At 57.3% G+C, this 22,520-nt stretch carries 19 protein-coding genes; 3 read left to right on the forward strand and 16 right to left on the reverse strand.

Annotation, left to right across the window (positions count from 1 at the left end; translation table 11 throughout):
• Positions 1-39 precede the first annotated feature (39 nt).
• The 5 genes from ACR0FE_RS08570 to ACR0FE_RS08590 all read right to left on the reverse strand — a co-directional run bounded on the left by ACR0FE_RS08570 (position 40) and on the right by ACR0FE_RS08590 (position 7,016).
• Positions 40-2,604, reverse strand: a complete 2,565-nt coding sequence (locus ACR0FE_RS08570; RefSeq protein ID WP_480912390.1) for a M10 family metallopeptidase C-terminal domain-containing protein — start codon at positions 2,602-2,604, stop codon at positions 40-42.
• A gap of 302 nt (positions 2,605-2,906) precedes the next feature.
• Positions 2,907-3,929 carry an ACR3 family arsenite efflux transporter gene (gene arsB, locus ACR0FE_RS08575; RefSeq protein WP_480912392.1) on the reverse strand — a complete coding sequence of 341 codons (1,023 nt, stop codon included), beginning with the start codon at positions 3,927-3,929 and terminating at the stop codon, positions 2,907-2,909.
• Positions 3,930-3,946: 17 nt separating this feature from the next.
• The gene (arsJ, locus tag ACR0FE_RS08580) at positions 3,947-5,191 is read right to left on the reverse strand and encodes an organoarsenical effux MFS transporter ArsJ (RefSeq protein ID WP_480912395.1); all 1,245 of its coding nucleotides are present in this window, start codon (positions 5,189-5,191) and stop codon (positions 3,947-3,949) included.
• Positions 5,188-6,186 (reverse strand): ArsJ-associated glyceraldehyde-3-phosphate dehydrogenase, encoded by a 999-nt coding sequence (locus tag ACR0FE_RS08585; RefSeq protein ID WP_480912398.1) that lies wholly within the window; start codon positions 6,184-6,186, stop codon positions 5,188-5,190. Before ACR0FE_RS08585 ends, arsJ begins: the two co-directional genes overlap by 4 nt.
• Positions 6,183-7,016: an arsenate reductase/protein-tyrosine-phosphatase family protein gene (locus ACR0FE_RS08590; protein ID WP_170807194.1), complete on the reverse strand. Its 834-nt coding sequence runs from the start codon at positions 7,014-7,016 to the stop codon at positions 6,183-6,185. Before ACR0FE_RS08590 ends, ACR0FE_RS08585 begins: the two co-directional genes overlap by 4 nt.
• Before the next feature lie 854 nt (positions 7,017-7,870).
• On the opposite strand from ACR0FE_RS08590, the gene ACR0FE_RS08595 reads away from it, so the two are divergent.
• The 3 genes from ACR0FE_RS08595 to ACR0FE_RS08605 all read left to right on the forward strand — a co-directional run bounded on the left by ACR0FE_RS08595 (position 7,871) and on the right by ACR0FE_RS08605 (position 9,412).
• Positions 7,871-8,455, forward strand: a complete 585-nt coding sequence (locus ACR0FE_RS08595) for a VOC family protein (RefSeq protein ID WP_480912467.1) — start codon at positions 7,871-7,873, stop codon at positions 8,453-8,455.
• A 79-nt stretch (positions 8,456-8,534) separates the two neighbouring features.
• Positions 8,535-9,053: a GNAT family N-acetyltransferase gene (locus ACR0FE_RS08600; protein WP_480912401.1), complete on the forward strand. Its 519-nt coding sequence runs from the start codon at positions 8,535-8,537 to the stop codon at positions 9,051-9,053.
• A gap of 155 nt (positions 9,054-9,208) precedes the next feature.
• Positions 9,209-9,412 carry a hypothetical protein gene (locus ACR0FE_RS08605; RefSeq protein WP_480912404.1) on the forward strand — a complete coding sequence of 68 codons (204 nt, stop codon included), beginning with the start codon at positions 9,209-9,211 and terminating at the stop codon, positions 9,410-9,412.
• On the opposite strand, the gene ACR0FE_RS08610 is transcribed toward ACR0FE_RS08605, so the two are convergent.
• The 11 genes from ACR0FE_RS08610 to ACR0FE_RS08660 all read right to left on the reverse strand — a co-directional run bounded on the left by ACR0FE_RS08610 (position 9,398) and on the right by ACR0FE_RS08660 (position 22,502).
• Positions 9,398-10,366, reverse strand: a complete 969-nt coding sequence (locus tag ACR0FE_RS08610; RefSeq protein WP_480912406.1) for a sugar-binding transcriptional regulator — start codon at positions 10,364-10,366, stop codon at positions 9,398-9,400. The two genes, ACR0FE_RS08605 and ACR0FE_RS08610, sit on opposite strands and share 15 nt — an antisense overlap.
• Positions 10,363-11,385 carry an ABC transporter permease gene (locus ACR0FE_RS08615; RefSeq protein ID WP_480912408.1) on the reverse strand — a complete coding sequence of 341 codons (1,023 nt, stop codon included), beginning with the start codon at positions 11,383-11,385 and terminating at the stop codon, positions 10,363-10,365. The genes ACR0FE_RS08610 and ACR0FE_RS08615 overlap by 4 nt, the downstream gene beginning before the upstream one ends.
• Complete coding sequence (locus ACR0FE_RS08620) at positions 11,385-12,413, reverse strand: ABC transporter permease (protein WP_480912410.1); 1,029 nt, start codon at positions 12,411-12,413, stop codon at positions 11,385-11,387. Before ACR0FE_RS08620 ends, ACR0FE_RS08615 begins: the two co-directional genes overlap by 1 nt.
• Complete coding sequence (locus ACR0FE_RS08625) at positions 12,410-13,924, reverse strand: sugar ABC transporter ATP-binding protein (RefSeq protein WP_480912413.1); 1,515 nt, start codon at positions 13,922-13,924, stop codon at positions 12,410-12,412. The genes ACR0FE_RS08620 and ACR0FE_RS08625 overlap by 4 nt, the downstream gene beginning before the upstream one ends.
• Before the next feature lie 209 nt (positions 13,925-14,133).
• Positions 14,134-15,150 carry a sugar ABC transporter substrate-binding protein gene (locus tag ACR0FE_RS08630; RefSeq protein ID WP_480912415.1) on the reverse strand — a complete coding sequence of 339 codons (1,017 nt, stop codon included), beginning with the start codon at positions 15,148-15,150 and terminating at the stop codon, positions 14,134-14,136.
• Positions 15,151-15,507: 357 nt separating this feature from the next.
• Entirely contained in the window at positions 15,508-15,792 is a 285-nt protein-coding gene (locus tag ACR0FE_RS08635; protein ID WP_480813336.1) for a putative quinol monooxygenase, read from the reverse strand.
• Positions 15,793-15,795: 3 nt separating this feature from the next.
• Complete coding sequence (locus ACR0FE_RS08640; protein WP_480912417.1) at positions 15,796-17,409, reverse strand: GMC family oxidoreductase; 1,614 nt, start codon at positions 17,407-17,409, stop codon at positions 15,796-15,798.
• A 19-nt stretch (positions 17,410-17,428) separates the two neighbouring features.
• Positions 17,429-18,439 (reverse strand): zinc-binding alcohol dehydrogenase family protein, encoded by a 1,011-nt coding sequence (locus ACR0FE_RS08645; protein WP_480912420.1) that lies wholly within the window; start codon positions 18,437-18,439, stop codon positions 17,429-17,431.
• 4 nt (positions 18,440-18,443) lie between these two features.
• On the reverse strand, positions 18,444-19,955 hold the full coding sequence (locus ACR0FE_RS08650; protein ID WP_480912422.1) for an FGGY-family carbohydrate kinase: 1,512 nt from the start codon (positions 19,953-19,955) through the stop codon (positions 18,444-18,446).
• Positions 19,948-20,790: a class I fructose-bisphosphate aldolase gene (locus ACR0FE_RS08655; protein WP_480912425.1), complete on the reverse strand. Its 843-nt coding sequence runs from the start codon at positions 20,788-20,790 to the stop codon at positions 19,948-19,950. Before ACR0FE_RS08655 ends, ACR0FE_RS08650 begins: the two co-directional genes overlap by 8 nt.
• A complete protein-coding gene (locus tag ACR0FE_RS08660; protein ID WP_480912427.1) occupies positions 20,781-22,502 on the reverse strand; it encodes a glycerol-3-phosphate dehydrogenase/oxidase in 1,722 nt (573 codons plus the stop codon). The genes ACR0FE_RS08655 and ACR0FE_RS08660 overlap by 10 nt, the downstream gene beginning before the upstream one ends.
• Positions 22,503-22,520 lie beyond the last annotated feature (18 nt).

The following is a 22,520-nucleotide window of genomic DNA, read 5'->3' on the forward strand; positions in this document are numbered from 1 at the left end:
CGGCGGCCATTCTCTTTTGTTTTGCAATCAGATCTCTGATCAGATCAGGAATGCATCTTCTTCCAGAGGGTCAAAGACTTCCAGCTCATCCTCCGAATGGTGTTCGAGGCTATCACCGTGCTCTGGCTGAGTTTCCGAAATGTTTCGTGCGGCAAGTTCGCCATCTGTCTCGAAGAAGGGCTCCGTTTCTTCGGCGTCTTCCAGTTCCGCGACGAAGACCAGATTGTCCGTATCTTCCTCATCGACGGCCAGAAGCAGATCGGCGACAAATTGGTTTGCAACAGGCTCCAGAGCATCGGGGTGGGCCAGTTTCGGTTGGGCAAATCCGACCGTTCCGCTGCCATCGATATCCCACTGATAAAAGACTTCGACGGCGACAACATCAGGAACCAGGGCACCGCCCGCATATTGACCTGAACCATCCAGATACCATTCTGCATAGCTGCCATCGGTGTTTTTCCACAAAAGCCTGTAACCGCCACCAGAGGCTTCGACATGAATGGCGTTCCATCCGCTCACACTGCCGGGGCCGATATTTGCGCCGTTCAATGTAACCGCAATGGTCCCGTTGATCATGTACATACCTTGTGTCGAAGCCCCCAAATCCGTCGATCCGGCGGTTTCGATGGAGTTTATCGTGTGCCCCGTGGTACCATCACCGTTGATGTCAGCCCCATAGAAGATCTCAAGATCAACGACGTTGCCAACGGCACCGCCGCCGCTGTACTGACCTGCGCTGTTCAGGGTCCATTCGGCATAACTGCCGTCGCTATTCTTCCACAGCAAACGATACTCGAAACCTGACGCTTCGACCTGAACAGCATCCCATCCAGCCAGACTGCCAGGCGCAACAATGGTGCCATCCTGCAGCTTTACCGGGATACTGCCGTTGATAAGGTAAGAGCCCTGGGTCCAGAGGGACAGTGTTGTCGACCCGTTACTCTCAATAGGTATCGCCACGTGTCCTGTGGTGCCATCACCGTTGATATCGGCCCCATATACGATCTCAAGACTGTAGATGTTGCTGACTATCGACCCATTGAGAAAATGCCCCTGTCCGTTGGTGATCCAATCGGCGTAACTGCCGTCTGTGTTCTGCCAAAGTACGCGATAGCCACCACCGCTGGCCTCGGCGTGAATGGCCTGCCAGCCGCCCAGCGTGTTCTGGCCGACCGCTTGTCCGTTGTAAGTCAGCGCGACATTCGACGATCCACCGTCCAGTACGTATATCCCTTGATTTGCATGCTGAAGCACCGTGCCGACCGTTTCAACGTTCACGACACCCATGGCCGCTACAACCCCGGCGCTGTCAAACGATTGCGCGCCATCCGAAAATTGAAACTGTTCCACGTCCGACGAAACAGAGAATGTTGCTCCGTTCGCGACGCTTTTGAATTGGTAGGTGCTGCCGTTCTGAATTAGCAGATAACCGCTTGTTGCGCTGACAAATCGAACGGTATCGGTACCCGCCCCTCCTGAGAACGTGCCGTTGTTGCTGGTGACGATGGCCATATCATTGCCGTCGCCGCCCTGAACGGTGTCTGCTCCGGTTCCGGGGGCAACAAAAATCGCATCGTTACCGCCGCCGCCGATAATCGTGTTGTTGCCGCCTGTACCAATCAGAACATTGTTCGCACTGTTCCCGATAAGCGTATCGTTGCCCCATCCGCCCGTGGCGTTTTCGATCACGGTGCCTTGAGCGATTGTGAAACCGCCCATAACGCCACCGACGTTGGAGACAATCCCGCCACCGGTCGCTGAGTAGTCTATCGTAGCTGCACGCAGATCGATCAGCGCGCCTGTGCTACCGAGATTCTGGATCGTATCGATGCCACCTGTGTCCCAGATCGACTGATAGCCTGTCCCGCTGACGTTGGCTGATGGCAGAGTATAAACGGTGTTACCGGAATTGTGCGTTGTATTCGCACCATAAAGAGCTTGCAGGGCCGCAATATCCAACGCGCCCAACCCGGTCGATCCGCCAAACTGCGCGTATGGGGATAGATTGCCGTTCACTTGCGTCCAGCCGTCATTGTAGGACATGACGGTGTAAACGCCCTGATTCAGATTGTTTGTACCGTAGTCATTGAAGGGCGACGTCACCCCGCTCATGACAGTTGTGGACAACCCCGTGTCATGCGGATGCCCAAGACCAAGCGCATGACCGATTTCATGCAGGATCGTCGTGAAAAAATACGCCCCGGGTGTTCCGTTGCCCCCCGGCCCGGCCGCCCACCAGTTGGTGTTGAAGGCACCTTCAGACGGGCCGTAGTTGGGGAAGTAATGATATCCCAGCGTATAGGGGGAAAACCCCTGGCCAGTAAAGAAACTGCTCGGGGCGATATACTCGACAAGATCGGCGGCAAAGACGTTGGCTGTTTCAACGAATCGGATATTTGCGACCGATTCTATGACCGCAAGGGCCTGCTTGAACTCGTTCTTATATGCGTCTGTCCAAAACGAAGTGCCGAATTTATCGTAGAAATCCCCAAAATGATACGTAATCGTCGTGACGGTCGCCGGGTTGCCATCACCGTAAGCTCTGTCACCTTGAATTGCGCTGAGGGGAGAGGATGACGGGGGTTGCGGCGGGAACGTAAGCATCTGAGGACCTCAAAGAAAATTCGTTTCAAAGCTGAATTCAGTTTCAAATTGTCATTTTCATGGCAATTGAAGATTGCGGATTCAAAAATATCTGAACAAATCGTTAAGTCCAGAACCTCCAAACGATGTAGGGCTGAATCGCAGGTTCTGAACCCGGTATCCGAGAACCCAGGAATTACCTGTTTTTCAGGAATTACCTTGTCTTTCATCGACTTGGTCAACCGCGTTGTGTCCGAAGACTGGCCTGCTTATATTACTTGTCATCCGGCGCTTTTTTTGCGCACCCGTTCAATACTGCGACTTCAGCTTTCTGCGCGCTGTTGAACCGAAACGCGCGTCCTGTTGGCGAAAGCAACCAGGGACAGCATCACCGGAACTTCGACCAGAACCCCGACCACAGTCGCCAAGGCGGCGCCGGAATTGAGGCCGAACAGGCTGATGGCGACGGCAACCGCCAGTTCGAAAAAATTCGAGGTTCCGATCATGGCGCAGGGTGCAGCGATGCGATGCGGAACTTTCAGCGCATAGGCCGCGCCATAGGCGAGCGCGAAGATACCATAGCTCTGAATGAGGATCGGCACAGCGATCAGCAAGATGACAAGCGGCTTCGAGAGGATCGTCTCTCCCTGCAGGCCGAAAAGGATGACGACCGTTGCGATCAGCCCCATGACCGACCACGGCTTGACACGCGCTGAAAAGGCGTCAATCGCCGCTTGCGAGCCCAGTTTGCGACGGGTGATCAGCCCGGCGATCAGGGGCAGGACCACGTACAGCACGGTTGCCAGAACCAGGGTTTGCCACGGCACCGAGATGTCCGTTACGCCCAGCAGAAAGGCAACAATTGGCGCGAAAGCCACGACCATGATGAGGTCATTTACCGACACCTGAACCAGCGTATAGGTCGCATCGCCCCGGGTCAGTTGAGACCAGACGAACACCATCGCCGTGCAGGGCGCCGCGCCAAGCAGGATAAGCCCCGCTGTGTATTGGGCAGCATCCTCGGGTTCGATCCACGGGGCAAAAACGTAATCGAAGAACAGGACCGCCAGCAGCGCCATGGTAAAGGGTTTAATCAGCCAGTTGACCGTCAGGGTAACGATCAGACCGCGGGGTTGGCGTGCTACGCCCGCCACCGCGCCGAAATCGACGCCGACCATCATCGGATAAACCATTGCCCAGATCAGCACAGCCACCACAAGGTTGACACTGGCCACCTCGGCCGAGGCAATCAGCCCGACCAGCCCGGGCGCGGCAAGGCCGATCAGGACACCTGCGACCATGGCAAGGGCAACCCAGACGGACAGGTAGCGTTCAAAAATAGTCATGAGAGAGCCTCGGAGGTCTAATCGGTGAGTTTGCCGGATGTCAGAGCAGCAGCGGCGACCATCACCGCCGCCGTTCCCAGAACCAGCGGCAGGCCCCCGACCTGATAGGTGAGGCCGGACAGGACGGTGCCGATCAGGCGGCCAGTCGCGTTGGCCATGTAATAAAACCCCACATCCATCGTGACCCGCTCCGAATGGGTGAAGGCCAGGATGAGGTAGGAGTGCAATGCGGAATTGACGGCGAAGATCGCGCCGAACGCCAGCAAGCCCAGAACCAGCGTCGCGGTCAGCCATGTCTCGGGACCCGAGGACAGCAGAACCACCAACGTTAGAGCCGCAGGAACGCAGAACAGGGTCGCGGCCCAATTGCGTGCGGCCTGGATCAGGTCGCCCTCGCTGCGCTCTGCCGCGCGCAGGATTTTCGGCGCACTGGCCTGTACTGCCCCGTACAGGATCACCCACACAGCCATGAAGGTTCCGATCATGAAGAACGCGGCGCGGTTGCCTTCGTCAGTTCCGTCCGACAAAACGGCATAAAAATAGATCGGGATACCGACCACAAACCAGACGTCCCGCGCGCCGAACAGAAAGACGCGTGCCAACGACAGCCAGTTCACATTGGCGGATTTCGAGAAGACCTCAGAGAATTTTGCGCCTTTGCGTCCTTTGGGCAGGCCGGGCGGCATCAGAACGAAGACTGCGATCAGAATGATTGCAAGCACAATGGCCATGGCCAGCGTGGCCCACATAAAGCCCAGCGTCGCCAGCAACCCGGCCCCCAGCAGAAAACCCAACCCCTTCACCGCATTCTTCGATCCGGTGAGGATGGCGACCCAACGAAACAGCCCGTCGCCTTCGGCCGGCGCCAGCAGCTTCACTGCGGATTTTGAAGACATTTTGGCCAGATCCTTGGCGATCCCGCTCGCCCCCTGAACGATCATCACAAAGGCTACTTTGGCCGAAATATCCCAGTTAGGGTCTAACTGCGCCAGGGCAAGCAGCGCCGCGACCTGCAAGCAAAGCCCCGCGTAAAGCGTTGATGCCAACCCGAACCGCGCCGCGATCCAGCCGGCCGCCAGGTTCGTGCCCATCCCGGCGACTTCATACAGGACAAACAGATATGCCAGCTGCACCGGCGAGAACCCCATGGTATGAAAGTGCAGCAACACCAGCATACGCAAGGCTCCATCGGTCAGCATAAAGGCCCAATAGGCCGCCGTGACCGCGATATAGGCCGACAGTCCTTCGGGCCGCTGGGTCACAGCGCGTTTCCAACCATCATTGCGACGTCCACCAGACGGTGTGCGTAACCCATTTCATTGTCGTACCACGCGTAGACCTTAACCTGCGTCCCGTTCACCACCATGGTCGACGGCGCATCGATGATCGAAGACCGTTCGTCATTGGTGTAGTCGGTCGAAACCAGCGGCCGGGTTTCATAACCCAGAATACCTTTCAGCTCACCTTCGGCTGCAGATTTGAAGAATGCATTGACCTCCTCGGCGGTGGTTTCACGTTCCACTTCGAATACGCAATCGGTCAGCGAGGCGTTCAGCAGCGGCACCCGCACTGCATGGCCATTCAACCGCCCTTTCAGTTTCGGATAGATCAGCGTGATCGCCGTGGCCGATCCGGTGGTGGTCGGAATCAGCGAGTTCAGCGCGGACCGGGCGCGGCGCAGGTCTTTGGCGGGGCGGTCTACAATGGTCTGTGTGTTGGTCACGTCATGGATTGTCGTCATTGAACCGTGGCGGATGCCGAGGTTTTCGTGAATGACCTTCACAACTGGCGCCAGACAATTGGTGGTGCAGGAGGCCGCCGTCACGATGTGATGCGTGGCGGGGTCATAGGTGTCTTCGTTCACGCCCATGACGATATTGGCGGTGGGGCCGTCCTTGACCGGGGCCGAAACAACGACCTTCTTCACGCCCGCCTCAAAATACGGAGCCAGCTTGGCTTCGGTTTTGAATACGCCGGTGCAGTCGATCACCACATCGACACCGTCCAGTGGCAAGGCGTTCAGGTCTTTGGTTCCGATGAAGGGCAGGCGCGTCCCGTTGACCGTGACGCTGTCCGCATCATGCGCAAATGTTGCGTCCCAGCGCCCGTGCACAGTGTCGAACTCCAGCAGATGCGCATGCATCGCCGGGTCGCCAACTGCGTCATTGATCCAGGCGATCCTGGCGCCCTTGTCCAGCAAAGGCTTCAGCGCCAGTTTTCCCATCCGGCCCAGGCCGTTCACAGCATATGTCGTCATTTCATGTCCCCGGCGACATTCCTGCCGATGTCATCGACAGCAGATTGCAATGCGATCCGGTCGAGGCTTTCGACCGGCAACGATATAAAGGTTTCGATGCGCCGTTTGAGCGCGCCGTAAGCGTTCTGAAAGGCCAGCGCTTTTTCCGCGTCGGTACCCTGCGCCTTGACAGGGTCGACCATGCCCCAATGGCCGCTGATCGGCTGGCCCTCCCAGGCCGGGCATTCCTCGTTGGCTGCCTGATTGCAGACGGTAAAGACAAAATCCATTTCCGGGGCGTCGGCCTCGAAAAACTCGGACATATGTTTGGAACGCAGGAACGAAACGTCATGTCCCTTATCCTTCAGAACCTGAACGGCGAACGGATTCAGTTCAGAGGTGGGCTGGGTTCCTGCGGAATAGACATTGAAACGATCCGGTCCAAGGGACCGCAGCAACGACTCCGCAAATATCGAGCGGGCGGAATTGCCGACACACAGAAACAATACGTTGTACTTGCGCTCGGTCTTGGCACCATCTCCTTTTGTGAAGGGCATGCAGATATCCGGCCGGCCACGGCAGCAATCGACGATCAGAAAGTCGAGCATGCGCTGCACGTTCGTCATTTCAACCGAATAGAGCAAAGAGGTTCCGGACCGCGTTTGTGACACCAGGCCCGACCGCTGCAGAGCGTTGAGGTAGTTGGACATCGTGCTGGGCTTGATGCCCAGTTCGGTTGCCAGCTCTCCTGCGGGCACAGTATCGGGAAACCGCCGCATCAACATGCGGAAAACGGTTATCCGCTGCGGGTGTCCCAGGATTGACAACTGTTCTGTGATTCTTTCTATCATAATTCATGAAATATAGAAATAATAGTAACGCGTCAATCGGTATGACAAAGGGGGGCATAAAATCGGAACCCGTTGATTCCGGTTTGACCTCATGATCCACGGTTCAAAACAGCATTGGAGCCGTCTGATCTATTCTGTCTGGCGGGTGCCAAGATCGTGGATCTTAAAAGTTGCTTCCCCACACCTCATGGAATGCCTCACTTCAGTGAAAGGCGGGTCTGGAGTGGAAAGACCTTCGATGATTCCAAGGGCAAAACAGCGCGATTCACCGGCGAAGTGGAAACCGCAATGATCAACGTACCTTTTATAGAAGCAAGCAACACCCACTCGACCAGTTCATGTCCGCTGGACAAGTCTGCGCGAAGGCATTCCCGAACAGCGCACCCAACATCGACTGACCACTTGTAAATGGGGTCATTAAACCGGCCGGTTCCAAGAAGGGTTGAAAGGCCAAGGGATACAGAGCTTCATCCTTGGACCAAAGTAAGGCAAGTAAGCCGTGAAATTTGACAAGCATCGATGTACTCGGCGCAACAGTTTCCTGACCATGTTCGGCTGGCTCAATAACACGCGACGCGTCGCGACCCGATCCGGCAGTCAACCGAAAGTCTACATTTCCACCATCGCCCTCGCGGCAACCATCATCTAACGGCGTTGAAAGTCAACGAGTCATAACTCTGCAAATAGGCTCGGACTTAGCTTTGCGGAGGACATTGCTGAGTTTTTCCAGGGCAATCCGCCAAGTGAGATGGTCCGCAAAGCAGTCGAAGCCAACGGTTCGTTCGCGCGTTTTGCCGATCTGTGCTACCTAGAGACAAAACAGGGTGGTAACGGAAATGGAAAAGAGCGACGAACTGCGAAAAATCCAAACCCAGGGAGTTCACCATATCACACTTGTCGGAGCGGATCGGCAAACCTCGATCGACTTTTGGGAAGGTGTATTGGGTATGCCGTTTGTCTTCGATCAACCGAACCTCGACAATCCGAACGAAGGGCATCTTTACTTCGATCCCGGTGACGGTCGATTGATTACTGTCTTCACAAATGAGGACCGCAAGCCTGACCCAACCGTTGTTCCCGAAAACACCGGGTCACTGCACCACCTTGCCCTGAAAGTCAGCCAAGCGACATTCTGGCAGGTCCCAGCAAGGCTTGATGCGCGCGGCGTCGTGCATACCGGTCCTGTCGATCGCGGATTCATGGATTCGATTTACTTTCGTGATCCGCTCGGGCTGCGGATCGAATTGGCCTCGTACCGCTTTGAGCCACCCGAAGGCTGCCGGCACGCCGACGTTATGATAGAAGCGCACCGCATCCGGGTGGCTCGCGGAGATCACCATATCGACAAGGAACATCTTGCTGACGCCATTGAGCTTCTGGTGCGAAGGGATCAGCAGAGCCTGTCCGCAGACCGCTCGGCCAGAAACCCCTACTCCTGATCGATGCAGGGGATCTTTGCGAGAACGCCTGAATCATATTGACCGTGTTCCAACAGATTGAAGTGGGCAGGCTGAAACAATGGAAGTCTTGATACGAATGGCATCGAGTGAGGCCGAATTCGAACAAGTCCGCGACTTGTGCCGACAGTGGTTGGACTGGCATTGGAAAAACTACCCAGCCGACTGGCCAACCGAAGGAAACCCGATGGACCCGGACCGGTTTCAGGCAATTCTTTGCAATCTCCCGTCACTACATGCGAGACCACGAGGAGGTATCCTTCTCGCGTTGCTCGATGACAAGCCGGTTGGATGCGTGATGTACAACGAGGCGCGTCCCGGAGTTGCCGAGTTTAACCGCATGTTCGTGAACGACAATGGTCGTGGCTTTGGAATTGGTCGCCAGCTATTGAGCCACATGTTCGAGCAATTGATCAAAGACGGATATCAACGTGTGCGCTTTTCTTCAGCGAAGTTTCTCACGCACGCCCGATCAATGTATGAAGCTGCCGGCTTCGTGGACGCACCACATTCCGAGGGATTTCCTAGCGAATGGCAGCCGTATGTCTATTTCATGGAGCGTCCTCTTACCGAAGGCTAGCAGCTTTCCGGCTCAAGAAGGTCGGCTCGGGCTCAGGGGGACATCGACCGCATCGGCGGTGTGATGCGAGGTTCGAATTACGGCGGCTGGTTGCGTCCGTCTCAGCCGTATTTTCAGTCACCAACAGCAACAGTTGAGTTTCTGATGGTTAAGGAATGTCTCGTCTGGAAGCGATCCGGCCAAACAGTATTGTGGAGCAAACCTGTTATCGCTGGAAGAAGAAATGCGGCGGAATGGGCGTTTATGACTTGAAGGAACCTCAGCGCTTCCGGAACGAAAACGAACCGCCAAAAAGGGCAGTTCTTTTGACGATAGACAAGCTGATTCCGCCCGAAGCAGAAACATTATTCCTTCGCTGAACTATCCAATACTGACTGAGCGGTTATGTCATCAACCACCAAGGTATTGACGTGTTCGCCATTCAATGCCGCCAGGATCGGCTCAACCTTTTCTTTTCCACTTGCCACGCCAATACGGATGGGAACCAACTTGGCATCTGAAAGCGGCAGGCTGACCAGTCTGGAATTTAGTTCACTGCTGCATAGCTCACCTGCGGAATTGACCAGATGCCCCAGCAGCTCGGCCCTGACGCCGCTGTCATACAGCTGAATCCTGTCCTCTTCTGACAGGGGGTGAGCTTGGTAGTAGGTTGCATCCTCTCCGGTCACGGCGCCCAATCCCAAAAGCGAGACATTTGCGTTTCGCGCGTGATTCAGCACATCCCGTACCGCTCGGACCGACATAAGCATGTCACGCTCTTCTTGGGTATCGGCGTGCAGGGGGATGTGTATGAGGGTAGCCAAACCGCCAAGCCCGTCCGCAATGCGCGTCGCAATATGGTTTACATCCGTATAGTGTTGCCCCTGAACGCCGCCGGTCATTGGAATGACCCTGTTTGATGTGGACCTCTTGGGCCGCAGGTGGTTGGCCACGACGCTCAGCGCCTTGCCGCCCGAGATTGCGATGACGTCGTCTTCTTGCACGATTTCCTGAAAGTATTGGGCCGCAGCCTTGCCGACCAGATCCAGTGTGGTGCCCGCATTCTCGGTGACCGTATCGACGACCAGAAATTCGACACCGGACCATCGCTGCTTCAGTTGGTTTTCCAGATCAAACAACCGTTGGAATGGGCTGTGGATCCGAAATTCGACCATACCCATCTCGCGGCCTTGCTTGATGAGTCGGTTCACCTTGGCGGTCGATAGCCGAAGGTTCTTCGCAATCTCGGCTTGCAGCTGACCTTCCTGAAAATGCAAGGTCAGGACGCGGGCAATCAGGCGCAGGGTATCGGGATCGGGTCCGCTGGCGTTCAACTCTCGTTGTCCTTTCTGCTCACCAAATGGTTCGACGCGGCCGCCAGCAACAACACGGTGCCCACGACCAGAGTTTGGAAATAGGCGGGCACAAGTGTCAACATGCCAACTGTCAGGGACATGATGATCAACGCGCCGATGAAGGATTTCAAAACACGCCCCTCACCGCCGCTGAAGGCTGTACCACCCAACAGAACCACAAGTATAGCGGTTAATTCCATGCCGTCGCCTGACAGCGGATCACCCAGCGACATAAAGCTGGACCGGGCAATCCCGGCCAGCGCAGCGCAGATGCCGACCAGCACGTAAAGGATGATCACCGTGCGAGCCGTATTGATGCCCGAGAGTTTCGCCGCCGTTGGGTTGCCTCCAGTTGCCGCCGCGTATTTGCCCAGCTTCATCCGATCCTGCGCAATGATCATCGCAATCGTCACCAGAACGGCCACCCAGAAGGCCCAGGGCAGGCCAAACAGGACGCCATCGCGCCCGTAGTCGTTGAACCAACTCGGCATTTTCAGTCCGCCGCCGGATTTGATGGCCGAGATGCCATCTTCGACCAGCAGCAGCGCAATGCCCTTATAGAGGCTCAGTGTGATCAGCGTTGCAATGACCGGTGTGATCTTCAGCCGGATCACCAGAAATCCGTTGATCGCGCCCAACAGAACCCCCACCAGAACCGTTGCAAGAAAAGCGGGCAGGAAGGGCACCCCGTTGATGGCCAGAAGGGCGTAGACGACCGCGCTCAGGCTCATGGCGCTGCCCACGGACAGGTCGATATAACCCGAGATCATCAGCAGCGTGAAAGCTCCTGCCAGTGTCAGGATCGGGGCCGAGATACGCAGGATGTTGATGATATTTCGCTCGCTCAGGAAGTTGCCGCGCTCGAACAGCGGGAACTTGTCCAGGTTGGCGGTGCTCAGCAGCACGACGACGAGGATGAGGACCAGATAGATGTAGTAGTCTTTCAGGAACCGTTTCACACGGTCTCCGGCCTTGGGGTGTTGGGTAAGGTCGGTCATCACGCGTGCCTCCGCGCCAAAGCCCATGTCTGGGCCATGATTGCGATAAACACCGCGATGGCCTTGAGGGTGAACTGCCAGTCGGGTGACAGCACCAAACCCGTCGCGGCCGAGGTCACGGTGGCCAGAACGATCGCCCCAAAGAACATGCCGATGATCGACCCAAACCCGCCGGCAATCGCAACCCCGCCCAGCAGAGAGATGACCAGCGCGTCGAATTCCATCAGTGTGCCGCGGTTGGAAAAGCCCGATTTGAACTCGGATGCCAGCAGAATCCCCACGGCCCCGGCAACAAAGGCGCTGAACAGGTAGAGCTTCACCACATGCCGCGCGTTGTCGACGCCAGACAAACGTGAGGCCACCGGGTTCGCGCCGATCAGATAGGTCAGCCGTCCGAACACCGTCTTACGCTCAACAAAAACGGCCACGAGGATCAGAATCGCCATCAGCACCACCGGCAGTTTGATCGAGGTGCCGAACATGGTCATGTTCCCCAACGTTCCGAAATCCGAGGGCAGGTTGGTGTTGCGTTGCGAGCCTTGGGTGATTACCTGCGCAATTCCGCGCGCCAGCATCATGGTGCCCAACGTGACGATGATCGACGGCACCCGCAGAACAACCACGAAGACAGCGTTGATGGCTCCGATCAGCATGGCCCCGATCAGCGCGCAGAACATCGCCAGCGACGTCGGCATCCCCCAGCCTGAAGAAAGTGCATTCGCCCCATCCGTAGACTGCGCGAACCACACCGCCAATACGCCCGACAACGCCACGATACCGCCCGCCGACAGGTCGAAGTTTCCCGAAACCAGCAAGAACGTGACCCCAACGCCCAGCGAAATCACTGCCCAGTTATTGGTCACCAGATTCACGACGTTCTGAAACTGGAAGAAGTTGGGCACCAAAACGGAGGCGAGCGCGAAAAGTGCCATGGCGGCCCCCGCTACCAGAGAGGTGATGAACATCTCGTCACTCAGACTGTTGTCCCGCTCAGCCAGCCTTCGGCCCTGAATTGCCTGATCGGTCATGAGTTTTCACCGCCCCCACCGGTAACGACATTCAGGATACACGGAATGTCGACCTCTGCCCCGTTTTTGATCTCGGCCTCGATGCGGCCATCATACATCAGAAAGACCCGGTCGCAGATGCCCAGCACCTCTTCCAGTTCTGACGAAAAGATGCAGATCGCGCGGCCGTTGTTCGCCAGGCCGCGGATCAGATCGTAGATTTCGGATTTTGCGCCCACGTCGACGCCGCGGGTGGGTTCATCCAGCAACAACAGATCCGCATCAGCGAACAGGCATTTGGACAGAACAACCTTTTGCTGGTTTCCGCCCGATAATTTCTCGGCGTATTTCTCGATGGAATTCGTTGCGATCCCCAACTTGCCGACATACTCGCGAGCGACTTCTTTTTCGCGCTCATCCTGAAAGATGCCGAACCGGGCCAGCTTGCGGATGTTCATGATCGGGATATTGCGACGGATCGTAAGTTCGGTGAACAGGCCCTGCGTGCGCCGTTCCTCGGGAACCAGGGCGATCCCTGCCGCGATGGCTTCCTTGGGCGAGGCCGCGCGTTTGCGGTTCTTGAAATCTATCTGCCCTTCGGCCTTGTCAGCCCCATATATCGCCCGGGCGACCTCGGTCTTGCCTGCACCGACCAGACCGTAAAAGCCAACGATCTCTCCCTCATTTACATGAAAAGACACGTCTTTCAGCAGGTGATTGCTCAAACCTTTGACTGTCAGCACCGGACTATCCGCAATCTCGCCGCGCGGCTCATAATCATGCGTGATCGCGCGTCCCACCATCATCTCGATCAGTTCAGGGCGGCCGTTTACTTCGGTCAGTGGTTTGGTGGCAATGTGTTTGCCATCGCGCATAACGGTGACATTGTCACCCAGTTCAAAGATCTCATCCAGCTTGTGCGAGATATAGATGACCGTCACATCGGAATCCCGCAGCCGCCTGATCACGCCGAACAGGCGCTCCACTTCACGCTCCGACAGCGCTGCGGTCGGTTCGTCCATGATGATGATGCTCGCACCCGAGGACGCGGCACGGGCGATCTCGACGATTTGTTTCTGCGCGACGCTCAGCGAGGACACACGCGCTTTGGGGTCAATTGTCGGCTCAATCGCTGCTAGAGTTTTGATCACGCGGTCTTCAAGGTCTGACTTGACCAGAAAACCAAAGCGACTGGCTTCCATCCCCAGTGTCAGGTTTTCCTCGACGGTCAGTTGATCAACCACATGAAATTCCTGAAACAGCGTCCCTACACCGCTTTCACGGGCATCCTGGGTGCTGTTTGGCTCATAGGCCTGGCCCTGGATGGCCATCGTTCCGCTGGTCGGGGCCAGTGCCCCGGTCAACATCTTCACGATGGTCGATTTTCCGGCACCGTTCTCTCCGACCAGGCAATGCACCGTGTTGCGATCAATGTCGAATGACACGGTGTCCACGGCCCTCACGCCGGGGTAGTCCTTGGTCAAATCCCTGACGGACAGCGCTTTTTCGGCAAAAGCAATCTGCACGATCATCCCCTTTTAATCCGCAAGCCTCCGACCGGCGCAAAGGGCCGCGTCCCTGGATCAAGCTTATCTGAGTTTGGATGCGTTGCCACCAGCGCCGGAACCCCGAGCGAGTTCGAGGTGTTGGAGCAGGCAGCATTGAAAGAACCGGCTGGGCAGATCAGGCCCGTTGTCGACCAACGGACCTGTTTGCCAAAGCCTGATTCAGTCAACGTCCATCAGCCACCGAACTGGTCCTTCAGCCACTGCTCGGCCTCTTCCTTCGGCATGGACCAGTAGGAAACAGTGTAGGCCTTGTAGAAAAACTCTTCCGCCGTGTCCGAGGTCCGTTCGATCTTACCGTCCAGCACATCCATGATCAGGTCAATCCGGCCCTGCGCGGTTTCCACAGGCGGCAGACCCATCGAAACTTTTAGGCTGGAAGCAGGATCATAAACCTGTTCGAACTCGACCGAGTCAAAGTCGACACTGGCCACAATCTCGGTCAACGGCTTGCCATTGTCGAACTTGCCGCGCCCCAACTGCGCGAGCCCGGCCATCGTTCCCACGGTAAGGTTCGATGCTTCGGAATAGATCAGGTTCACTTCGGGGCGCTGTGTCAGCAGGTCGACGATGATCTGCTTGGCTGCTTCCTGGCCCTTGCTGGAATCCAGCGCGCCCAGATTTTCGGCGTCGGGATCAACCGACAGGACACCTTCGGCAAATGGCGCGGTCCGGCCCGAGTTGACTTCGGTATGGTTTGGCCAACCCAGTTGCACCATGACGATAGGTTTATCGGGATGTGCCTCTTTCCAGGCCTTGGCCATTTGCGCGCCCATCTCGAACGACACTGCGGCTTCATCGCTGCGCGCGGTCGGAATGCCGGTATCCGTGATCGGGCTGAAGAACGAGGTCATGACGATATCATCTGCCAAAGCATCCTCGACACCGGGTGTGGCGGCCTCGGCATCCCAGATGTGCAGTGTGGCAGCATCGAATCCACCTGCTGCAATTTGGTCAACGTTCTGAGTCATGATGGCTGAATCCGCCCGGCCATCAAACACCACCACCTCAGCGCCGTACTTTTCTTTTGCGTAACGCTCGGCCTCGGCGGCCTGAGACTGGTGAAACACGTTCGACAAGTCAGATACAAAGAACGCGATCCGCTTGCTATCATCGGCAAAAGCTCCGGCGCCTCCAACAAGCGTTAGTGTTGTTGCCAGCAGGCCGGCCTTGAATACATTCCTCCGCTGCATTTTCTTCTCTTCCCTTTTGTTTTCTCCAGAGTGCGGTCGATCCGGGACAGAGCGCTCCGGAGCCGCGATCTCAGCCAATGCCCCTCCTCAGGAATTGAAACTGAAATATATTGCAGTGATTGTTATTATTATCATTCTGAGGTGCACAGTCAACGTTTTTGGCGGTTCTGCGGTTAAGATGTTCCGTGAGATCGGCCAGTATATTTTTCGCGTATATTGTTGTTTTTATTGTATATTTTTTACACCCATGTCTTGCATACTCCACATGCGAATTGCCCCTCTGTCACCAGAACTATGACAGAGAAAATAATATTGCGGAAACTCAGCAAAAAATCAGAAAAACGAATCCCTTGGCCCTTAGGTTTTGGCCAGTTTTTGAACCGAAATCTGGGCCTTTCCCTTTACGATTTCTTTGAACCTGGCCATGTGCGGCATGCGCCCGTGATTGGCAATCGCCTCGGCATCTGACCAGATTTCATGGATCAGAAACTCAGCCGGTCGGCTGGCTGGAACAAACACGTCATAGCCTTTGTTTCCCGCCTCTTCGCGGCTGGCAGCGGCCAGATCATCTATGGCAGCGCGCAACAATTCCCACTGGCCGTCTTCCGGCACGATCCGCGCGATGATCACGACTTCCGACACTTGTCAGACTCCCTTGCGGATCATATCCGCCGCCTTTTCCGCGATCATCACAACAGGTGACGCGGTGTTTCCCGAAACGATTTTCGGCATGATCGACGCGTCGACCACCCGCAATCCCTTCAGCCCATGCACCCTGAGATCCGCGCCCACCACGGCTGAGGCGTCCGACCCCATCTTGCAGGTGCCGACGGGGTGGAAAATCGTGGTGGCGATATCCCCGACGCCTTTCACCAAGTCGTCTTCGGACTCCATCACCGGACCGGGCAGGATTTCTTGCGGCTGATAGGGTTTCAGAGCGTTCGCCGTCATAATCATCCGCGCCTGCCGCACGGATTTCACGGCGACCTGTTTGTCATTATCGGTCGACAGGTAGTTCAGGCGAATGTCAGGCTGCGCCTTGGTATCCGCCGCCTGAATATGGCAGGTGCCCGTGCTTTCAGGGCGCAGGTTGCAGACCGATACGGTGATCGCCGGGAACGGGTGCAACGGGTCGCCCAGCTTGTCCGTGGACAGGGGCTGCACGTGGTATTCCAGATCTGGCGTGGCCAGATCCTGGTTGGATTTGGTGAACATGCCGAACTGGCTGGGAGCCATCGACATCGGCCCGGATTGCGTCAGACCGTATTGAAGAGCGATCTTCGCCTTTCCAACCAGGGAATTCGCCATCGTGTTCAGAGTTTTTGCGTTCTGGACTTTGAACACCGTCCGGATCTGCAAATGGTCCTGCAGGTTCTCGCCGACACCTTGGCTTTCGTGGTGCAGAGCGATTCCGTGATCAGCCAGAACATCGCCTCGCCCGACACCCGACAATTCCAGAATCTTGGGCGAGTTGACCGCTCCGGCCGCCAGCAACACCTCGGCCTGGGCAAAAGCTTCGCATCGCTCGCCTTTGTGCTGATAGCGCACGCCCGTTACCTGTTTGCCGTCGAACAACAGCGTCTCGGTCTCGGCGTGGGTTAAAACACGCAGGTTGGGGCGTTTCATCGCCGGGCGCAGAAAGCCTTTGGTCGTGTTCCAACGCACACCTTTACGCTGATTGACCTCGAAAAAACCCGTACCTTCGTTATTGCCATCGTTGAAATCGGCGCGCGGCAGAATGCCGAACTCCTTGGCGCCTTCCTGCACGGCTCTAAGGATGTCCCATTCCAAACGCTGTTTCGAGACCTTCCATTCACCGCCATGCCCATGCATGTCGGTCCGCCCGGCATGGTGATCCTCGGATTTCAGGAAATAGGGCAGCACGTCATCCCAACCCCAGCCAGTATTTCCCAGCTGCCGCCAGTGATCGTAGTCCGCCGCCTGGCCCCGCATGTAGATCATGCCGTTGACCGACGTGCATCCCCCCAGCACCTTACCGCGCGGATAGGCCAGAGAACGCCCGTTCAGCCCCGGTTCGGGCGCGGTTTTCATCATCCAGTCGGTACGTGGGTTGCCGATGCAATAGAGATAGCCAACCGGAATATGCACCCAGTGATAGTTGTCTGACCCGCCTGCCTCGAGCAGCAGAACTCGTGTTTTGGGGTCTTCGGTCAATCGGTTCGCCAGAACACACCCGGCCGTGCCTGCGCCGACGATGATATAGTCGTAATCCCCATCAAGTTGCCGGGCGTCTGTCATGAATTTCTGGTCTTTCTGATTAATACGCAACGACAAGTTTGCCGATCATGCGGCCGGTTTCAATGATCCCATGAGCTTCTTTCAGCGTGCCCGCCGACAAGCCCCGCAGCGTTTTGGTTTCAGTTGTCCGAATGATCCCGTCATCAACAAGTCTGGCAACCCGCGCCAATATCTGCCCCTGACGCGCCATATCCGCGGTGCCAAACAGAGATCGCGTGAACATCAGCTCCCACATCAACGCGGCGGATTTGCCTTGCAGGGCTGAGATGTCCAGCTTTTCATCCGTCTCGACGATGGTCCCGATCCGTCCCTGTGGTGCGATCAGTTCGCACATCGCGTCCCAATGCTGCGCGGTATCGGCGTATTGGGTGATATAGTCGACAGTGTCATGCCCGGCGGCCCGGAAATCGGCGACAAGATCGCGGTGGTTCACCACCTGATGCGCACCCATTTCCTTGCACCACTCGGTGGTTTCCGGGCGCGAGGCGGTTGCGATCAGGTGCAGGCCAGTCAGCTTGCGCGCCAGTTGCAAAGTGATCGATCCGACCCCTCCGGCCCCGCCAATGACCAGCAGACTGGCGGGCGTCTCATTGGCGGGCACTTGCAGACGGTCGAACAGCATTTCCCATGCGGTCAGCGACACCAGGGGAAGCGACGCTGCTGCTTCGGGGCTGACCGAGGACGGTGCCACGGACGCAATCCGATGATCAACCGCCTGCAACTCTGCATATGATCCCGGACGATTGGCATCACCCGCGTACCAGACCCGGTCGCCTTTGGAAAAACCAGTGACCTCTGCGCCCATTTCGCGGACAATCCCAACCGCGTCATATCCAAGAATGAACGGCTCCGCATGATCCTGCTCGGCGGCTGTCCGGATGCGCCGTTTCGCATCTGCGGGGTTTACCGAGACCGCCTCGATTTCCACCAGAAGATCGTTTGGCAGCACGACCGGTTCCGGCAGGTCGACATCCAACAGGCTGTCCTGTGCTTCAATCGGCAGTGACTTCAGAAACCCTACAGCTTTCATTTTTCTACCTTTCGACTGTCGTTTGAGCGTCGTCCCAGAACCCGCGCATCGCTTCGATCAACCCGAGATACTTGGCGTAGCGAGTGTCGTAATGGCGCTGCATCGCCGCATTCGGCTGGAACTCAGAGTCGCGGCGGGTCATCTGACCAATCGCGTCTTCGTATGTTTCATAAGTTCCGGTCGCCACCGCTACTCCGATGGCCGCGCCCAAAGCGCCCGTTTCCTGCGCCTCGGCCACATAGATCGGCACGCCAAGGCAATCCGCGAACATCTTCGGCCAGACCGGGCTGCGTGACCCGCCGCCAGACAGAACCGCCTGGTCGAATCCGACGCCTGCGGTTTTCAGAACCTCGATATGGCGGCGATGCTCGAACAAAACGCCCTCGAACAGGGCCCGCAGCATGTGGCCTTCGCCATGCCAGCCCGCGACACCATAGAACCCACCCCGGAAAGACGCCCCCTGTCCCGAGCCGTAGAGAAAGGGGTGAAAAAACGGATCGTCTGGCGCGGGATCAACCTCGGCCACTTTGGCATTGCAGTGTCCGAACGGGTCGTCATGATGACCCCCGCGTTCGACGAACTCGCGCACATACCATTCCAGATTGGCCGCCGACGTGGCACTGGCCTCGATATTCACGAACCGGTTCGGACCAAAACCCGACACCATGAACAAATCGTGATTGACCGCTGGCGCATCCGAGAAAACCTGATTGATGCTCCAGGTGCCCGCGATGATCGAAGCCTCTCCGGCGCGCACGACCCCCGAACCCATTGCGCTGGAGACCACATCGAAATAACCGCCGATCACCGGCGTGCCTTCGGCCAGACCCGTTGCGACGGCGGCCTCTTGACTGACGGTTCCGGCAATATCCGCCGGATCGATCAGGCGCGGAAGCATCTCACGCGCATCGCTCAGGCCGTAAAGTGCCAACAGGCCGTCATCATAGGTGCAATCCGGCATGCGAGTCAGGCCGCAACCTGACATGTCCGAAATCTCGCTAACCCGCTCACTGGTCAGCTTGTAGGTTACGAAATCCTTGCACAGCATAACCGTACCGGTCCGCGCATAAAGCTCGGGTCGGTGCCGTTTGATCCAGGCCAGAAGAACCGGGGTCTGAGACGGCCACGGCTTTTGCAGGCACAACGCGTGCAAGGCGTCGCCGGCCACCTCGGAAAGCTCCTGAGCCAGAGATGCGGCACGCGTGTCCAGCGATTGGATGCCGATCAACGGCGCGCCCGCCTTGTCCAGCAGGTAAAGCCCGTTGCCATGCCCGGCACAGCCAACGCCGATGATCTGGTCAGGGGTTATCCCGGCCTTGTTGATACATCCGCCGATCACCTGCCGGGCATTTGCCCACAACTCGTTCAGGTCACGCTCGACATGCCCTGGCTGCGGCGTCGAGGACTGCCCGTCCAGCGCCTGCATCGCCACAGGGCGCCCCTGCAGGTCAAAAAGCACAGCCTTGATGACTGTGTTTCCTGCATCCAGCCCCAGAATATACCCGTTCTCAGCCACTGTTATAGATATCCCACGCTTCTTCACCGCTTGCGTTATTGTGGATCATCGCCATCAGAGCGGCCACAACTGCCTTGGGGTTGTCATGCTGATAGATATTGCGGCCATAGACCATGCCCTGCGCGCCCTGTGCCATCAGCGCCGCCGACTTCATCAGAACGGTCTTAAGGTCTTCCTTGCCACCACCACGCACCAGAACCGGCACGCGGGCGGCCTCGATCACGCGGTGGAAATCCTCGGGGTTCTCGGTTGGGTCCGCCTTGATGATGTCGGCCCCCATTTCCGAGGCCAGACGCACCAGTGTCACGATCTTCTCGGCATTGCCATCCACCTGGTAGCCTCCGCGCACATCGTTGGGCAGCATGACCAGGGGCTCGATCATCAGCGGCATCCCGTATTTGTGGCAGGCTGCGCGCACCTTGCTGATATTCTCGACGCATTGGCGGAACAGTTCAGGCTCATCCGGCAGCATGAACAGGTTCACAACGACGGCGGCGGCGTCCATTTCCAGCGCGCCGATGATCGGTTCGTCTGCGTTTTGCAGCATCGACCACATCACCCGGTGGCGCTGATCGTTGTAAGGGTTGCCCATGTCGATCCGCATCACCAGCGCGGGCTTGTCCTTTTCGGGGCGCGATTGCAGCAGATCGGCCTGCCCGTAGGCACATTGGATCGCGTCCGGCCTGGCCCCGATCAGCGTGTCCATAACACCCGCCATATCCTCCAGCCCGACCATAAAGCTGGGCTCGTTGCAAACGCCGTGGTCGATCGCCACATCCAGACATCCCCCGTTCGTGAACATCCGGTTCATCCGGGCCTTGCTGCTTACACGCATTCTGTTCTCCGTTCCTTGTTTCGTGCGGTCAGAGCCTCGGCGGACACGCCGTGAAACTCGGACAATTCGTGGATTAGGGCTTGGGTCTGATTGGTAATCTCTTGTTGGCTGAGACCACGTTCATCGACAAAGATGCCGCCCAGCCGGTCCAACAGTACTTCGGAAATCTGGCCTGTGATGGCCAGCGCGGTCCGGCGCAGGACAATGTCGGACAGGGTTTCGACAAATTCGGTGCGCGTCAGCCAGATGATCTCGGCCCTGGTGTAAGAGCAGCCTGCCGCCAGAGGCGCGTCGTCAACCAACTGGCAGAACAGCGCAACATCATCCGCTTGACTGCCGTAGTGCCCGATCAGGTGTTGTGCGCGATCGGGTGTAACGTGGAATTCTTCTTCCAGCCGGCTTTCCAAGGTTCGCGAATTATCGGGGAACTGCGCGCCGCCGCCAATGGCAAGCCCCAGAGTCGAAGTTTGCCGGGGCTTGCCCAACTCGGCCAGAACCTCATCCCCGGTCTGTTCCCCAAAAGCGCGGAACGTGGTCCATTTGCCGCCGACCATGCAGAACTGGGGAACATCTCCGTCCAAACGTCGCGTGAAATGGCCGCGCGATATTCGACCGGTGAAATCGTGATCGCTGCGTGGCAACGGACGGATGCCGCTAAAACTGAACACCACCTGGTCGGGTGTGACCTGGATCTTGGGAAAAACCAACCGGAGTGAGCCGAGGATGTAGTCGAGTTCCTCCGGCTCGCAGCGCACCCGCGCGGCTTTCTCGACGCGGATGTCAGTCGATCCGGCCAACACCTTGCTCTGATAGGGGAACACGATGCACACCCGCCCGTCCGAGTTTTCGAAATAGACCATATGACCACCAAGCGCCTGTAACAGAGCCGGGTTTTCTATGATCAGGTGCGAGCCCTTGGTGCCCGAGACCATCTGCTCATCCAAGGTGCCACCCAGGACTTGCACGGTATCGTCCAGCCAAGCGCCAGTCGCGTTTACAATTACCCTTGGATCAAGGTGCAGGGTGTCGCCGCTGCGCCTGTCGATCACTGAATAGCCACCGCCATCTGTTGCCATTTCCGCGTAGTTGAGGGCAACGCATTCCGGGGCCGCCACCTGAACGTCGCGGATCATTTCAACGCATAGACGTTCAGGATGGGTGATCTGCGCATCGTAGTACACCGCTGAACGCGTGGCTTTCGGCGTTAGCGCGGGCCAGTCCTTGCGTGTGCGACCAACGCTGTTGAAATGATGCCTGGGCAGAATTCGCCGCTTGCGTGTCACCCAGTCGTAAAGCGACAGGCCAAGCTTGATCGGCACCGCCCCACGGCTGGAGGGTTTGCCATGCCGGCCGAAAAAGCTCGCCGCTGCATTGAACATTCCGGAAAAGACCGAGGTAATCGGGATCACCGTCGGCAATGGCCGCACCATGTGTGGAGCATTCACCAAAAGCGCATCGCGTTCCTGAAGCGATTCCCGCACCAAATCGAACTCGCCGTTTTCCAGATAGCGCAGGCCACCATGGATCATCCGGGATGGCGCGGCACTACAGCCCGAGGCAAAATCGTTGCGTTCGACCAGCAGCACCCGCAGCCCCTGCAGGGCAAGATCGCGGTAGACACCGATCCCGTTCACGCCCCCGCCAATCACCACCACGTCAAACACGGCGTTCTCGCGCAGCTTTGTCAGGTTTTGTTGTCGTTGTTCTGACATGATGGTCCTGTTTTTCGC

This window comes from Ruegeria sp. K7 (assembly GCF_056531785.1).